This window comes from Oceanicaulis sp., assembly GCA_040112665.1.
In the GTDB taxonomy this organism is placed as follows: Bacteria; Pseudomonadota; Alphaproteobacteria; order Caulobacterales; family Maricaulaceae; genus Oceanicaulis.
In genome coordinates this window covers 2289951-2304818 of the sequence record CP157796.1, presented here as the reverse complement: position 1 = coordinate 2304818, position 14868 = coordinate 2289951, and the positions used below count along the sequence as shown (strand labels likewise).

Annotated in this window: 16 protein-coding genes; 8 read left to right on the top strand and 8 right to left on the bottom strand. The window is 67.6% G+C overall.

The window, feature by feature from the left end; all coding sequences use genetic code 11:
• Window positions 1-81 precede the first annotated feature (81 nt).
• On the bottom strand, window positions 82-1308 hold the full coding sequence (locus ABL308_11300; GenBank protein XBQ15539.1) for an N-acetylmuramoyl-L-alanine amidase: 1227 nt from the start codon (window positions 1306-1308) through the stop codon (window positions 82-84).
• Window positions 1309-1865: 557 nt separating this feature from the next.
• Between ABL308_11300 and ABL308_11295 the strand changes: the two genes are divergently transcribed.
• From ABL308_11295 to ABL308_11285, 3 genes are all read left to right on the top strand, one after another.
• Window positions 1866-4463, top strand: coding sequence for a ribonuclease E/G (locus tag ABL308_11295; protein XBQ15538.1), 2598 nt, complete (start codon window positions 1866-1868; stop codon window positions 4461-4463).
• 156 nt (window positions 4464-4619) lie between these two features.
• Window positions 4620-6029, top strand: a complete 1410-nt coding sequence (locus ABL308_11290) for a M48 family metalloprotease (protein XBQ15537.1) — start codon at window positions 4620-4622, stop codon at window positions 6027-6029.
• Between the two features lie 79 nt (window positions 6030-6108).
• Entirely contained in the window at window positions 6109-6855 is a 747-nt protein-coding gene (locus ABL308_11285) for a DsbA family protein (GenBank protein ID XBQ15536.1), read from the top strand.
• Window positions 6856-6857: 2 nt separating this feature from the next.
• Here the strand turns inward: ABL308_11285 and ABL308_11280 are convergent, their stop codons facing one another.
• Window positions 6858-7649 carry a thiazole synthase gene (locus ABL308_11280; GenBank protein ID XBQ15535.1) on the bottom strand — a complete coding sequence of 264 codons (792 nt, stop codon included), beginning with the start codon at window positions 7647-7649 and terminating at the stop codon, window positions 6858-6860.
• A 117-nt stretch (window positions 7650-7766) separates the two neighbouring features.
• Between ABL308_11280 and ABL308_11275 the strand changes: the two genes are divergently transcribed.
• Complete coding sequence (locus ABL308_11275; GenBank protein ID XBQ15534.1) at window positions 7767-7991, top strand: hypothetical protein; 225 nt, start codon at window positions 7767-7769, stop codon at window positions 7989-7991.
• Here ABL308_11275 and thiS read toward each other — a convergent pair.
• Complete coding sequence (gene thiS, locus ABL308_11270; GenBank protein ID XBQ15533.1) at window positions 7988-8197, bottom strand: sulfur carrier protein ThiS; 210 nt, start codon at window positions 8195-8197, stop codon at window positions 7988-7990. The two genes, ABL308_11275 and thiS, sit on opposite strands and share 4 nt — an antisense overlap.
• A gap of 95 nt (window positions 8198-8292) precedes the next feature.
• Between thiS and aroQ the strand changes: the two genes are divergently transcribed.
• The 4 genes from aroQ to aat all read left to right on the top strand — a co-directional run bounded on the left by aroQ (window position 8293) and on the right by aat (window position 11377).
• The gene (aroQ, locus tag ABL308_11265; protein XBQ15532.1) at window positions 8293-8754 is read left to right on the top strand and encodes a type II 3-dehydroquinate dehydratase; all 462 of its coding nucleotides are present in this window, start codon (window positions 8293-8295) and stop codon (window positions 8752-8754) included.
• 4 nt (window positions 8755-8758) lie between these two features.
• Window positions 8759-9256, top strand: coding sequence for an acetyl-CoA carboxylase biotin carboxyl carrier protein (gene accB, locus ABL308_11260; protein XBQ15531.1), 498 nt, complete (start codon window positions 8759-8761; stop codon window positions 9254-9256).
• 10 nt (window positions 9257-9266) lie between these two features.
• Window positions 9267-10616, top strand: a complete 1350-nt coding sequence (gene accC, locus ABL308_11255; GenBank protein XBQ15530.1) for an acetyl-CoA carboxylase biotin carboxylase subunit — start codon at window positions 9267-9269, stop codon at window positions 10614-10616.
• 110 nt (window positions 10617-10726) lie between these two features.
• Window positions 10727-11377 (top strand): leucyl/phenylalanyl-tRNA--protein transferase, encoded by a 651-nt coding sequence (gene aat / locus ABL308_11250; GenBank protein ID XBQ15529.1) that lies wholly within the window; start codon window positions 10727-10729, stop codon window positions 11375-11377.
• On the opposite strand, the gene ABL308_11245 is transcribed toward aat, so the two are convergent.
• The 5 genes from ABL308_11245 to gmk all read right to left on the bottom strand — a co-directional run bounded on the left by ABL308_11245 (window position 11344) and on the right by gmk (window position 14867).
• Window positions 11344-11820, bottom strand: coding sequence for a DUF2155 domain-containing protein (locus ABL308_11245; protein XBQ15528.1), 477 nt, complete (start codon window positions 11818-11820; stop codon window positions 11344-11346). The two genes, aat and ABL308_11245, sit on opposite strands and share 34 nt — an antisense overlap.
• A 41-nt stretch (window positions 11821-11861) precedes the next feature.
• Entirely contained in the window at window positions 11862-12317 is a 456-nt protein-coding gene (gene mlaD, locus ABL308_11240) for an outer membrane lipid asymmetry maintenance protein MlaD (protein XBQ15527.1), read from the bottom strand.
• Between the two features lie 3 nt (window positions 12318-12320).
• Entirely contained in the window at window positions 12321-12734 is a 414-nt protein-coding gene (locus tag ABL308_11235; GenBank protein XBQ15526.1) for an NADH:ubiquinone oxidoreductase subunit NDUFA12, read from the bottom strand.
• A 144-nt stretch (window positions 12735-12878) separates the two neighbouring features.
• Window positions 12879-14144: a DUF2254 domain-containing protein gene (locus ABL308_11230; protein ID XBQ15525.1), complete on the bottom strand. Its 1266-nt coding sequence runs from the start codon at window positions 14142-14144 to the stop codon at window positions 12879-12881.
• Between the two features lie 69 nt (window positions 14145-14213).
• The gene (gene gmk, locus ABL308_11225) at window positions 14214-14867 is read right to left on the bottom strand and encodes a guanylate kinase (protein ID XBQ15524.1); all 654 of its coding nucleotides are present in this window, start codon (window positions 14865-14867) and stop codon (window positions 14214-14216) included.
• Window position 14868 lies beyond the last annotated feature (1 nt).

Genomic DNA, 14868 nt, shown 5'->3' with positions numbered 1-14868 from the left:
CCGGACTTCTGCCGCCCTCGGTCGGCGACATTATGGCGAGACCGCCCCCAAAGACCAGCGGCGAACGCCGCCTCATCGCGATCAGCGCGCGGTCGAGGCCGCGCCCGATCCGTTGCGGGCGACATAGCGCGGCGCAGGCTCGCCGCCGCCGCAATAGGCGAAGTGGGACTCGATGGCCGCCAGCGCGGCGTTCATCAGCCGGCGGCGCTCGTTCGCATTGTTCAGCCGCGCGGAGTCCGCCCGGTTGGTCATGAATCCCATCTCGAACAGAACGGCGGGGACTTCGGGATCGGTCAGCACGGCGAAGTTCGCTTGCATGGGCGTGTCCTTCCACAGCGGACCGGCCCGGCCCACCTCGGTGCGCAGCGCGTCGGCGAACTGCTCGGAATTGCTCTGCTTGAGCGTGACGACCATGTCGCGGAGGATCTCGGTGACCTCTTCCGGGCGGTTGGAGTCCACCCAGTCGCCGTTGCGCTCGGCCCGGTCGCGGGCGCGGGCGACCGCACGCGGGTTCATCGAATAGATCGTCGCGCCGCTCGGCCCGGAGCTGTTGGGCGAAGCGTCGGCGTGAAGCGAGATGAACAGGTTCGCGTTCGCCCGCCGTGCGATGTCCACCCGCTCGTAGAGATCGACGAACACGTCGGTGTCCCGCGTCATGGTCACCTGATAGCGGCCGGTCGCGCGCAAAAGATCGCGCAGCTCGAGGCCCGCGGCGAGCGCGATATCCTTTTCATGAAGGCCGCCGAAGCGCGCCGTCGCGCCGGGATCGCGGCCGCCATGGCCGGGATCGACGACGACCTTGATCGCCTCGCAGCTGGGCGGCAGGACGCCGACTTCGCGCATCAGAATGTCGTCGAGCGTAAGCTCGGGCGCAGGAAAGCCCGACAGGCGCTGGAAGGTCGCTTCAGCGGCGGGCGCAATGTCGACGACCGTGCGCCAGCCTCCGCCGTTGGGCTCCAGGCTCAGCTCCTGGGTGACGGTGTAGGGCTGGTCGAGATTGAAGACGATGCGCGGCGACAGCGCCTCGCGGTCGAACCGGAAAGCCCCCACCCCGCCGGTTCCCCGGCCTGCGGCGTTCGACAGCCCGGCCACGTTCCAGGAGGCGGCGTCGAAGCTCACCACCAGGCGCGGGACGGGTTCGGACAGGGTGTAGGCGCGGGCCGTCACCGGCTCGGACGTCTCGATGACGATGCGGGTGTAGTCCGCGTGCGCGCCGAATCGCACCGCAGTCACCTCGTCCGCGAACGCCGGCGCCGCGCCGAGCGCGCCGAAGACAAACACGAGAAACGCTGTTGCGAGCCGCGCCATGGCCGTCACCATCCTTGGTCTGCCGTTGCGCGTCCGCCTCTTGTAAGCCGGGCGGATCGCGCGATCGGAGCACACTCTAGACCCGCACGCCTTGCGATTCGGTTAGCGAGCCGTCAACGCTTTCTAACATGGCGAAGGTCGCTTTTCATCGCTTCGGATATGGTGCAATGTGAGCTATCCGCAGACCGGTCCGGATCGCCTCGCAAAGGCGGCTTCGGGCGTCTCGGAGACCCGGACGACGCCGGGGCGTCCCTCGCCCTCGAACTCCGGAACGAACGATTTTCCTGGACGACGCGCAGGCCGGCTCAGCCCGCCCGCGCCGGCGCCACACAAGCTACGGGGACGCGGCGCGTCCGGCAGGGAACGGCGAAGGCCGGCCCTCCGCCGCACGCGGCCTCGAAGGACGAACCAACCCATGCGCGCAGCGCACGAGTCAGCTCAGATCATTCCGACCTCGGCTCCCGCTCCCGCCGCGCGCTCCCGCAATCGCCGCAGCCTTTCCAGCCCGTGTCCGACGAGGACCCGGGCCGAACGCGCTCGGCATGGAGTTTTCGTGCATGTCCCGCAAGATGCTGATCGACGCCGCCCACCCGGAAGAGACCCGGGTGGTCGTGGTCGAAAACAACCGCGTTGAAGAATTCGACTTCGAGAGCGCCTCTAAGAAGCCCATTCGAGGAAACATCTATCTGGCCAAGGTGACGCGGGTCGAACCCTCGCTCCAGGCCGCCTTCGTCGAATACGGGGGCAACAAGCACGGCTTCCTCGCCTTCAACGAGATCCATCCCGACTACTACCAGATCCCGCACGCCGACCGCGAGGAGCTGCGCAAGCAGGAAGCCGAGCTGGCGAAGGATTTCTCCGACAGCGGCGGATCGGGCGACGGCGACGACGAGGCCGAAACGCTGAACGACGAGGACGATCTCGTCGACGAAGCGGCCAAGAAGCGCCGCAACTTCATGCGCAAGTACAAGATCCAGGAGGTGATCAAGCGCCGCCAGGTTCTGCTGGTGCAGGTCGCCAAGGAGGAGCGCGGCAACAAGGGCGCGGCGCTGACCACCTATCTGTCGCTCGCCGGCCGGTATTCGGTGCTGATGCCCAACACCGCCCGGGGCGGCGGCATTTCGCGCAAGATCACCCAGGCCGCCGACCGCAAGCGGCTGAAGTCCGCCGTGGCCGAACTCGACGTGCCCGGCGGCATGGGCCTGATCATTCGCACCGCGGGCGCTGACCGCACCAAGGCCGAGATCAAGCGCGACTACGAGTATCTGATCCGGCTGTGGGAGAACATCCGCACCACCACGCTGGAAAGCAGCGCGCCCGCGCTGATCTACGAGGAAGGCAATCTCGTCAAACGCGTGATCCGCGACCTCTACGACAAGGACATCGAGGAGGTGCAGGTCGAGGGCGAGGAAGCCTACAAGGAGGCCAAGGCCTTCATGCGGATGCTGATGCCCAGCCACGCCAAGAAGGTCCAGCACTACAAGGACGCCACCCCGCTCTTCCTGCGCCATCAGGTGGAAAGCCAGCTCGAGGCGATCCACTCGCCGACCGCGCAGCTCAAATCGGGCGGCTATATCGTGATCAACCCGACCGAGGCGCTGGTCTCGATCGACGTGAACTCGGGCAAGTCCACCAAAGAGCGCAATATCGAGCAGACCGCCCTGCGCACGAACCTGGAAGCCGCCGAGGAAGCCGCGCGCCAGATGCGTCTGCGCGACCTGGCCGGGCTTCTGGTCATCGACTTCATCGACATGGACGAGAACAAGAACGTCCGTCAGGTCGAAAAGAAGATGAAGGACGCGCTCAAGCGCGACCGCGCCCGCCTGCAGGTCGGCCGGATCAGCCAGTTCGGCCTTCTTGAGATGAGCCGTCAGCGCCGGCGCACCTCGCTGGTCGAAGGCTCCACCGACACCTGCCCGCATTGCGGCGGCGCGGGCCATGTCCGCTCGATCGAATCAAGCGCCCTGGTCGCCCTGCGCACCCTGGAAGAAGAAGGCGTGCGCGGCCGCACCGCCCATGCGCGCCTGGTCTGCCCCGCCGAAGTCGCGCTCTACCTGCTCAACGAAAAGCGCGAGACGCTGAACGCGATCGAGCAGCGCTACGACATGCGCGTGACCGTGGACGCGGACGCCTCCCTGGTGCGCCCTGACTGCAAGCTCGACAGGCTGGAAACCCGCAAGGAAGCCGCCCGCGCCGAAGCGGTCGCCGCGGCTGAAGCGCCCGCTATCACAGCTGCGGACGTCGAGGAGACCACGCCTGACGAGGTCATCGACGAGCTCGACGAAGAAGAACGCAGCGAACGGTCCGAACGATCGGGCCGCTCTGACCGCTCCGACCGCCGCGAGGCGTCCGGCGAGGACGACGGGAACGGCAAGAAGCGGCGCCGGCGCGGCCGGCGCGGCGGACGTAATCGCCGCCGCCGCGAGGAAAGCGGCCGGTCCGACTTCGAGGCGAACGACGCGCTCGGCGGTCACGACGAAAACGGCCGCGGTGATGATGAAAGCGGTTCCGGTGATGACGCCGGCCGCTCTGGTCAGGATGATGCCGACGACGTTCTGAAGGTCGTCGAACCCACCGGCGGCGACGATTTCTCCTCGTCCTCCGACGCCGAGGGGGAGCGCAAGCCGCGCCGCAGCCGCCGCCGCAAACCCGCGCCGGAAAAGGCGGAATCAGAGGCTGAGGCGGTGGAGTCCGCGCCCGTCAGCGCCGAGGAGACGCCCGAACCGCAAAGCGAAGAGCGGCCCAAACGCCGCCGCCGCCGCAAGGCCGCCGAGCCTGAAGCCGAAGCGGCTGAACCCGCCGAAGCGGACGCACCGGTGATCGACGAGGCGCCCGCCGCCGAGCCCGCCGCTGAAGAAAAGCCCAAGCCCAAACGCCGGACTCGCAAGAAGAAAACCGAACCCGCGGCCGATCCCGAAACTGCGGAGGCGCCCGTCGTCGACGAAAGCCCCGCCGCCGAACCCCGGCCCGAACCCGCGCCCGAACCGGCCGCGGCGAAAGCCGAAGCGCCCGCTTCTATCCAGCAGGAACCGGGCAAGGCCGGCGCCACCGGAGACGGCGCTGCAGGCGGTGAAGAAACCGACGAGGACGGCTCGCCCAAGCCGCGCAAACGCGGCTGGTGGCAGCGATCTTCGAAATTTCTCGGCCTGAGCTGAGAACCGGGCGGAGCCGGGCGCGAGGGGGCGCCCGGCGGCCGCTCCTGCCAACAGGGGTCCCTCGCGCCTTAATTCGGCGCTAGTCTTGCATATATCGAAAGCCTGGGGGATCGGCAGGCGCGCTGAAGACGGCGCGCCGCGGCGACGGAGACGGCGATGGCCGGACTGGTTCGAACGATCACACGCACCGCCCTTGCGGCGCTCGGCGCGGTCAGCCTGGGCACCGCCTCGGCTGCGGCCCAAGGCCTTATCCGTGACACCGAAATCGAGATGGAGATGCGGGCTTATACCGACCCGCTTCTTCAAGCGGCGGAGCTCGATCCGCGCTCGGTCGATTTCTATCTGGTCGGCGACATGGAGTTCAACGCCTTCGTCACGGGCGGGCAGAACATCTTCATGAACACCGGCACGATCGTGCTCGCCCACAACCCAAATGAAATCAAAGGCGTCATCGCGCACGAAATCGGCCATATCGAAGGCGCCCACCTCGTGCGGATGCAGGACGCCGCCCGCGGCGGCATGGCGACCATGGCCGCCTCTATCGGCATCGGCCTCATCGCAGCGCTGGCCGGAGCGGGAGACGCCGGAGCAGCGATCATCGCGTCCGCGCCTCAGTTCGCCACCATGGACATGCTGCGCTATTCGCGCGGCCAGGAAGCCGCCGCCGACCAGGCAGCCGTACGTTTCCTCACCGCCACCGGCCAGTCAGGCCGCGGTCTTGTCGCGACCTTCGAGCGCCTCGCCTATCAGGAGCGCGTAAGCTTCCAGCGCCGCTGGGAGTATTTCCGGTCTCACCCGCTCAGCGCGGACCGGGTTTCGGCCCTGCGCCGCAATGTCGAAGGCAGCCCCTACGCCGATGTCGAGGACACGGCTGAGGAGATCGCCACCCTTCGACGGCTGCAGGCCAAGATCATCGGGTTCATGGCGCCGCCCGCCCAGACCTTCGAGCGCTATCCGGAAAGCGACCAATCCGTTCCAGCCCAATACGCACGCGCCGTGGCCTATTACAAGCAGGGGCTGACCGACCGCGCCGTAGAGGCTGCCGACGGCCTTCTGGCCGAAGAGCCGGACAACCCGTTCTTTCACGAGCTGAAGGGCCAGATGCTCTATGAGAGCGGGCGGATCGAGGACTCGATCGCGCCCTATCGCGTAGCGGTGGAGGCCCTGCCGCAGGCGGCGCTCTTGCGGATCGGCCTCGCCGGCGCGCTGATCGCCTCGGGCGATGAAGACCTCGTGCGCGAGGCCGTCGGCCATCTCAACGTGGCGCTGGTCGAGGAGCCCGACAACGCGTTCGGCTGGTTCCAGAAATCGCTCGCCCATCAGGCGCTTGGCGAGACCGCGATGGCCGAGCTGGCCACCGCCGAGCGGGCCTATCATGTCGGCGACGAAATGCAGGCGCACATCTTCGCTCAGCGCGCCAAGGAAGAGCTCGAGCGCGGCACCGAGGCCTGGATCCGCGCCGCAGAGATCATCGCCGTCACACAACCGAGCGATCGCGAAATCCGCCAGTGGAACCGCGCCGAACGCGTGCGCAGGCCCAACTTCACCGACCCCGCGTTCAACTGACGCCCTCGTGATCGCGTAACGGTTGGACCGCCGCACCGCGAGCGGTTACACCTGCCCGGCCATGTTACGGAGCCCTATGATGTTCAGAGCGATCGCCGCCGTCTTTTTCGCCGCCACGCTGGCCGCCTGTTCGGGCGGCGACGACGCCTCGGCCCAGGCCGAGCCGCGCGATCGCGAGGCGATCGAGGAGATCGTTCGCGCCTACATCCTGGAAAATCCGGAGATCATCGAGGAAGCCCTGATCGAGCTGCAGCGCCGCGCCCGCGAACGCGAACAGCGCGCCACGCTGGACGCGGTCGCGGCCAACGCCGCAGCTCTGGAAGGCGACAGCGGAACGCCGGTCGCAGGCGCGTCGGATCCCGTCGTGACGATCGTCGAGTTCTTCGACTATCGCTGCTCGTTCTGCGCACTGACCAACGACTGGGTGCAGCAGACCCTCGCCTCGCACGGCGATCAGGTCCGGTTCGTCTTCAAGGAATGGCCGGTGCGCGGCGAGCAGTCGCTCGAGGCCGCGCGCGCTTCGCTCGCGGTCTGGCAGATCGCGCCGGACGCCTATCTCGAGTTCCACAACGCACTGATGACCGCGAACGGCCCCCTGCCCTCGGCGCGTATCGACGAGCTCGCCGAGCAGTCGGGCGTGAACGTGGCGGACATGCGCGCGGCGATGGACTCAGACGCGGTGCGTGAAGAGCTCGCCGAGGTCGACGACCTCGCCCGGCAGATCGGCGTGCGCGGCACGCCCTTCTTCGTGGTCGGCGACGCGGTGATCCCGGGCGCCGATCTCGACGCCCTGCAGGAGGCTCTGGACCGTCAGCTGGAAAGCTGAGGTCAGATCAATCCCGCCAGCGGGCTCGACGGATCGGCGTATTTCTTCTTCGGCATGCGGCCTGCGAGATAGGCCTGCCGGCCTGCGATGACGGCGTGCTTCATCGCGCTCGCCATCAAGATCGGATCCCTGGCCTCGGCGATGGCGGTGTTCATCAGAACCGCGTCGCAGCCGAGCTCCATGGCGATCGCGGCGTCCGACGCGGTGCCCACCCCGGCGTCGACGATCACCGGCACTTTCGCCCCTTCGATGATCAGCCGGATATTGACCGGGTTCTGGATGCCCAGGCCCGAGCCGATCGGCGCGCCCAGCGGCATGATCGCGCAGGCCCCCGCCTCCTCCAGGCGCTTGGCGTAGACCGGGTCGTCCGAGCAATACACCATCACCTCGAAGCCTTCCCTGATCAGCATCTCGGTGGCCCGCAGGGTCTCGGCCATGTCGGGGTAGAGGTGCTTGGGATCTGACAGCACTTCGAGCTTCACAAGGCTCCAGCCGCCCGCCTCGCGCGCCAGGCGCAGCGTCCTGACGGCGTCCTCCCCAGTGAAACAGCCCGCCGTGTTGGGCAGGAAGACGTATTTCTCAGGATCGATGAAATCGACCAGGCGCGGCTGGGAGGGATCGGACAGGTTCACCCGCCGGACCGCAACGGTGATCATCTCCGCGCCGGAGGCTTCGAGCGCGCGGGCGTTCTGCTCGTAGCTCGCATACTTGCCGGTGCCGATGATCAGGCGCGATTTCAGTTCGCGGCCGGCGACGGTCAGGGTGTCGGTGGAAGGCGTCGAGGTCTGGGTCATGGCCTGTCTCCTAGCGCGCCGCGAAGGCGGCGTCACCCGCCCGGCGCCGCCGCAGCGAATGACAGCGCGCGTGAGCGCGTATATCCTTATTCGGCACGGTAAAGGAGGGAGCCTGTCATGTCAGAGACGCCAGAAACGCCGGTCAAGAAAAGCGCTGGACCTGTCGCCTACATCGTCGCGTTCGTCTGGGGCCTTGCCGCGGTCACCCTGCTCTACAGCCTCTGGCGGACCTTCGAGGGCGGTCCGGATCGCGCCTCGTTGACGCTTCTGGTCATCGGTCTCGTTTGCGCCGCGGTCGGCGTGGTGCTGTCGGTGGCGGGCTCGTTCAAGCCGAAGGCCTAGCCCCCGCCCACGAAGTGAACGATCTCCAGCCGGTCGCCGGATTCGATCTCGACCGTGTCGTAATCGGACCGCGCCGCGATCTCGAGATTGCGCTCGACGGCCACCTTGCGCGGGTCCAGCCCCAGATGGTTCAGAAAGCCTGAGAGCGTCAGGCCCGCCGGGGCGATCCGGGATTCGCCGTTGACGGTGATCGTGATTTCACTCATGCCCGCTCCCGATTACCGGTCGTGCTTGTCGTTCAAGGCCTTCACGTCGTAGAACCGTCGCGTTTCGTCAAGGCGCGCGGCGCCGGAGTGTCCCGTTGAAGCCGATCTTCGTTCTGAACGGCCCGAATCTGAACCTGCTCGGGAGCCGCGAGCCGGAAGTGTACGGCCGCGACACGCTGGCCGACATCGAACGGCTGTGCGCCGAGACCGCCGAGCGGCTGGGCGTGGGCATCGTGTTCGAACAGACCAATTCCGAAGGCGGCCTGGTCGATCTCGTCCAGCGCGCCGGGCGCGAGGGTTCGGCGATCGTGATCAACCCCGCCGCCTACACCCACACCTCCGTCGCGCTGCTCGACGCGCTGCAGGGGGTGGACGTACCGGCCGTAGAAGTGCATCTGTCCAACCCCGCCCGACGTGAGGCTTTCAGGCATACGAGCTATGCCGCGAAGGCCGCCGAGGGCTCGATCACCGGCTTCGGCGCGTTCAGCTACGTGCTGGGCCTCGAAGCGGCCGCGCGGCTGGTCCGGCGCGCATCTGAAGAACAAGAAGGGTCCTGACCTCATGGCGTCCAACACGTCCCGCCCGCAGATCGATTCCAAGCTCGTTCGCGAACTCGCCGACATCCTCAAGGACACCGAGCTGACCGAGATCGAAGTGGAGAAGGGCGAGCTGCGCATCCGCGTGGCGCGCGAGATCACCGCAGCGCCGGTCTACCACGCCGCGCCCGCCATGCACGCGCCCGCCCCCGCCGCGGCGCCCGCGCCGGCCCAGTCCAGCCCGCCCGAAACGCCCGCCGCCTCCGGCGCCGCCGATCCCAAGAGCCATCCCGGCGCGGTCACCTCGCCGATGGTCGGCACGGTCTATCTGCGCCCCAGCCCGGACGCGGACCAGTTCAAGAAGGCCGGCGACAGCGTGAAGGAAGGCGAGACCATCCTTCTGGTCGAGGCGATGAAGACCTTCAATCCCATCACCGCGCCGAAATCGGGCAAGCTCGTCGAGCTGCTCGTGGACGACGCCCAGCCGGTGGAATACGGCGAAGCCCTGTTCATCATCGGCTAGGGCGCAGGTCATGTTCGACAAGATTCTCATCGCCAATCGCGGCGAAATCGCCCTCCGGGTCCACAGGGCCTGCAAGGAGATGGGCATCAAGACCGTCGCGGTGCACTCCGAAGCCGACGCCAGCGCCATGCACGTCAAGCTCGCCGACGAGAGCGTGTGCATCGGCCCGCCGCCCGCCGGCCGGTCCTATCTCAACGTGCCCCAGATCATCGCCGCGGCCGAGGTGACCGGCGCGCAGGCGATCCACCCCGGCTACGGCTTCCTGTCCGAGAACGCCCGCTTCGCCGAGATCGTCGAAGCCCACGGCCTGACCTTCATCGGTCCCAAGCCCGACACGATCCGCTTAATGGGCGACAAGATCACCGCCAAGAAGGCGGCGGTCGAAGCCGGCATCCCGGTCGTGCCCGGCTCCGACGGGGCGATCGAGGACATGGGCGAAGCGCGCCGGGTGGCCAAGGAGATCGGCTTTCCCGTGCTGATCAAGGCCGCTTCGGGCGGCGGCGGGCGCGGCATGAAGGTCGCTCAGGACGAAGCCTCGCTAGAGAGCGCACTTCAGACCGCTTCGTCTGAAGCGAAAGCCGCGTTCGGCGACGGCGCCGTCTATATCGAGAAATATCTCGGCAAGCCGCGGCATATCGAGATCCAGGTCCTCGCAGACGAGCACGGCAATGTCGTGCATCTGGGCGAACGCGACTGCTCGCTGCAGCGCCGCCACCAGAAGGTGCTCGAAGAAGCGCCGTCGGTCGCGCTGGACGACGAGGCGCGCGCGAAAATCGGCAAGATCGTCACCGACGCGGTCGGCAAGATCGGCTATCGCGGCGCGGGCACGGTGGAGTTCCTCTACGAGAACGGGGAGTTCTACTTCATCGAAATGAACACCCGGCTGCAGGTCGAACATCCTGTGACCGAAGCCATCACGCGTATCGACCTGGTGCGCGAGCAGATCCGCGTCGCAGCCGGTCTGCCGCTGGAATTCACGCAGGACGACATCAAGTTCGAGGGCTGGTCGATCGAGTGCCGCATCAATGCGGAGAACCCCGAGACCTTCACGCCCTCGCCGGGCAAGGTCACCGAGTTCCACGCCCCCGGCGGGCTCGGCGTGCGCCTGGATTCAGGGCTCTACACCGGTTACCAGATCCCGCCCTACTACGACTCCATGATCGGCAAGCTGATCGTGCACGGCCGCAGCCGCGAGGAGGCGCTGATGCGCCTGCGCCGTGCGCTGGGCGAGATGGTCGTGGGCGGGGTGGAGACGACGATCCCGCTGCACCTGGCGCTTCTGGAAGAGCCGGCCTTCCTCGCCGGCGACTACCATATCCGCTGGCTGGAAAGCTGGCTGGCCGACCGCGCCAAGGGCTGAGGCCTGTGCCCGGCTGCGCGGACTGCAGCCGGGCCCCCTCCCCGCGGACCCTGCACGCTGTTAGCATCGTTTCAGACGCCGCCATGAGACGGCGGCGAAGGGAGCGAGCGGTGCGCGGATTCGGCGTCAGGGAATTGCTGGGATGCTATGCGCGCGGCGTGTTTCCCATGGCCGAAGCGCGCGACGATCCGCGCATCTTCCTGCTCGAACCCGACGAGCGCGGCGTCATCCCGCTGGACGCCTTCCACATCTCGAAAAGCCTCAGGAAGACCGTCCGCAAGGACGTCTTCCACGTCACCATCGACCGCTGCTTTCCGGCTGTTGTCCGCGCCTGCGCGAGCCCCGCGCCGGGCCGCGAGGAAACCTGGATCAACGAGAGCATCGAGCGGCTCTATCTCGACATGCACGCCCAGGGGCACGCCCACTCGATCGAGTGCTGGTCTGAGGGAAATCTGGTCGGCGGGCTTTACGGCGTGAAGCTGGGCGCGGCGTTCTTCGGCGAGAGCATGTTCTCCCGCGCCACAGACGCCTCGAAGACGGCGCTGGTGCACCTCGTGGCGCGACTTAAGGCGGGCGGGTTCAGGCTGCTGGACGCGCAGTTCCTGACCGAGCATCTGGAGCGCTTCGGGGCGGTCGCCGTGCCCCGGCGCAGCTATCAGCGCATGCTGACCGAGGCTCTGAACTCAGAGGCGGACCTCTTCGCCCTGCCCGAAGGCCTGCCGGGCGCTCAGCTCCTGCAGTCGATGACCCAGAAATCGTAGACGGGGTGCTCGAGCGGATTGAGGGCCGGGTTCGACGCGAACATCCAGCCTGAGAATATCCGCTGGCCTTCGGTCTCCACGCCGAACCCGTCGGTGCGCCGGTCGTCGACCTGGACGAAGGCGAACACCTCGGGCGGCTCTTCAGGCGGCCGCTTGCGGCAGTACTGCACTGTGATCCCGAGCGCGCCGAACTCGACCGTCTCGCCGACCGGCGCTTCAAAGTCGCGGGTGCGCGCGGTGACCTTGTCCAGGCCCCGCAGCACCGCGATCGAGCCGGGCTCGGAGCCGGGCGCCTGGCTCCGGGTTTGTCGGCGTTCTGCGCGCTCGGCCAGAACCGCGTCGAGACCTGAACGGGGCTGCGGCTCCTGAACGGCGCCGACGTTCTGCGCAAGGGCGGGCGCGGCGGCGATCAGACCGGCGATGAGAAGCATGGGTCGAAGCATGGTGCTGATCCTGTCCCCGGTTTCAGGCGAAAGCGTGACGTCTAATTCGACCCGCCGCGGTTCATCACCGCTTCGCCGATCAGGTCGAACATGTCGACCGCACCTTGGGTGAATTCGATCTCTCCGCCCGGCTCCAGCGTCTCCATCGCCCCGCCCGGTTCGATCGCGACATAGGCGCCGCCGAGCAGGCCCGCCATAGCAATGCGGGCGGTGGAGTCCTCGGGGATCTGCACGTCGCCGCGAATGTTGAGCTCGGCGCGCGCGAAAAAGGTCTCGGAATCCAGCGAGATCGACTCGACCGCGCCGACGGGCACGCCGGAGACGCGCACTTCAGCGCCGCGAGTGAGATCGCCGACCGAATCAAAGCGCGCAACGACCGTATAGCCGTCGCGGCCCGGGCCTTCGGTGAGCCGGCCCTGCGCATAGACGGTGAAGACGCCGGCCGCGATCAGCACCAGCACTCCGAGCACCGTCTCCAGAACCGCTCCACCACGCATCGTCTAGTCCCCCGGCTTCCAGGCCTCGTAATCGCCGACCGTCTTCTGGCGTTCGCGCTGCGGACCGGCCCAGAGCGAGCCCCCGGGACGGTAGGCGTGCACCGTGCCGGTCATGTTCGGCTGGTGATCGAGCTCCCAGGCGCGGCGCGGCAGCGGCGCCTCGGTGGGCGGCTCGTCGAAGGTGTGGTGCAGCCAGCCGTGCCAGTCGGCGGGAATGCGGCTGGCGTCGGCGTAGCCGTTATAGACCACCCAGCGGCGCTGCTTGCCGTCCGCGCCGGTGCCGCCCTTCTTTTCCCGGAAATACCGGTTGCCGAAGTCGTCCTGACCGACAAGCTCGCCGCTGCGCCAGATCGTGAAGGACGCGCCGGCGGTGGAGCCGTTCCACCAGGTGAAGATTTTCGAGAGCAGACCGAGCATGGCCGTCCTCTGACAGGGGTTATGGTTTCGCCTCGTATATGCAACGCGAGCCCGGCCCGGTCCAGTACGCGGGGCCGCTGACGGGCCCGGTTCGCAGCAAGGCGCGGCGTTTAAGCCGCACCTTGCCGCCGGCGGCGACGCTGTTCAGGCCCGGCCTCCACCCTCCGGCGCGAACCCGAGCCGCGCCGCCTTGGCATTGATACGCCTGCGGTCCGCCTCATGGTCCATAACGCCGCACCGCTCGATCAGGTCTGCCGCCATGGCCTCGGCGGCAGGCCCGTAAAGGCGTGGAAGCGCGTCGCGCAGACCGGCGTAGACGCTGAGCAGGGTCGAGGCGACCTCAGGCCGATCCCAGCCGTCGAACACGATCGGCCCGAAAGCGCATTCGAAAACCTCTTCCGGACTGAGCGGCGGCAGATGGACGCGCGTGTCGCCGCCCAGCGCTTCTCGCGGTTCGGCGCGGCGGCGCCAGCGGTCGAGCACGCGCTGGGCGGCGCGAATCGCCCCGATCGCGGTGCCGGGATCGTTGATGCCCGGCGACAGCGCTTTGGACGCGATCTCGGAGAGCACGATCAGGCCCAGCCGCGGGTCCTCGTCGAACCTGCGTTCATCGCCGATCGTGAGAGCGCCCCTGAGCGCCTCCTCATCCTCGTCGGCGACCGGCGCATCGAGCCGAAGAAGCGGAGCGTGAGCGTCGACGAAGTCGCCGATGCGCGCCGTCACCCTCGCGCGGCGGCCCAGCGCATCGCAGCGGCCTTCGAGGCTTTCGAGCGCGATCGCCTGAACAAAGCCCGGGCGTTCGGCGTAGATCGCCGCGCCGTCCTTATAAAGCGGGGGATCAGGCGCGTCCGCGCGGCGAAGCGGCGCCCCGGTCCTGAACGCCGCGTCAGCCGCCTGCTCGACCCGGCGGATCGCCTCCATCACGTCGCCCATGTTCGACAGCCGCTGCAGCCATCTGATGAAGGTCGCGACCACGATGAACACGAGCACGAGCGTGGCCACGAACAAGAGCACGCGGCCGGTCGGGCTGAACACGCCCAGAAGCGTGCCGATCACCCCCAGAAGGCTGAACAGGAAGGCGCCAATGAAGGTGGAGATCGCGTTCTGCGCCGCTGCGTCGCCCACCAGAAGCGGCCTTGCACGAGGCGTCGCAGAATTCGACGCTGCGCGTAACGCCGCCACCATGGCCGAGAGCGAGAAAATCGCCACCGCCAGCAGGCTCGACGCCAGAATGCTGAGCACGGTCTCGTTGGTCTCCGAGGAGACCAGCTCTTTCCACTGCCAGGGCACGAACGGCTCGACGACCGGCGTCGCGGCCAGCGCAAGCAACGCGACGAGCGCGTAAGCGGCCGGTCTGAACCAGAGCGAGCCGGTTATCTTGCCGGCGACAAATCGGAGCTTTGACAACATGGGCGCGGGTCCGGCCGGAGCGCTCGGTCGCCCCCCTCACCGACGCCTCAGCGCACGTTCCGTTCCGCCCTATTCGCCCATCAACGCTTCGACGAAGCCTTCGAGCCAGGGATGGCGGACTCGCTTGAGGCGCTCGGCGTGCAGGATCTCGCCGAGCTTCTCGAGCGCGCGGGAGAAATCGTCGTTGATCACGACGTATTCGTATTCCGACCAGTGCTCGATCTCGGCTTTCGCCCGGGCCATGCGGCCCTCGATGATGTCCTCGGAATCCTGCGCGCGCTTCTTCAGTCGCTCGCGCAGAAGCTTGATCGAAGGCGGCAGGATGAAGACGCGCACGACGTCGGCCGGGCTGTGCTCTGCCAGAAGCCGCGCGCCCTGCCAGTCGATGTCGAAGACCACGTCCCGTCCGTCGTCGAGCGCTTCTTCGACCGGCGCTTTCGGCGTGCCGTAATAGTGGTCGAACACCTTCGCCCATTCGTAGAACTCGCCGGCCTCGGCGCGAGCCAGGAAGGTCTTCTCATCAAGGAAGTGGTAGTCCACGCCGTCCTGCTCGCCGGGACGCGGCCTGCGCGTCGTCGCCGAGACCGACAGCACGAGGTCGGGATTGAGCGAGATGAGGCGCTTGGACAGCGTCGTCTTGCCCGCCCCGGAAGGGCTGGACAGAACATACATCAGGCCGCGGCGCTGGCCGCGGAACACTGGTCCGGTGAGATCCGAACTCATG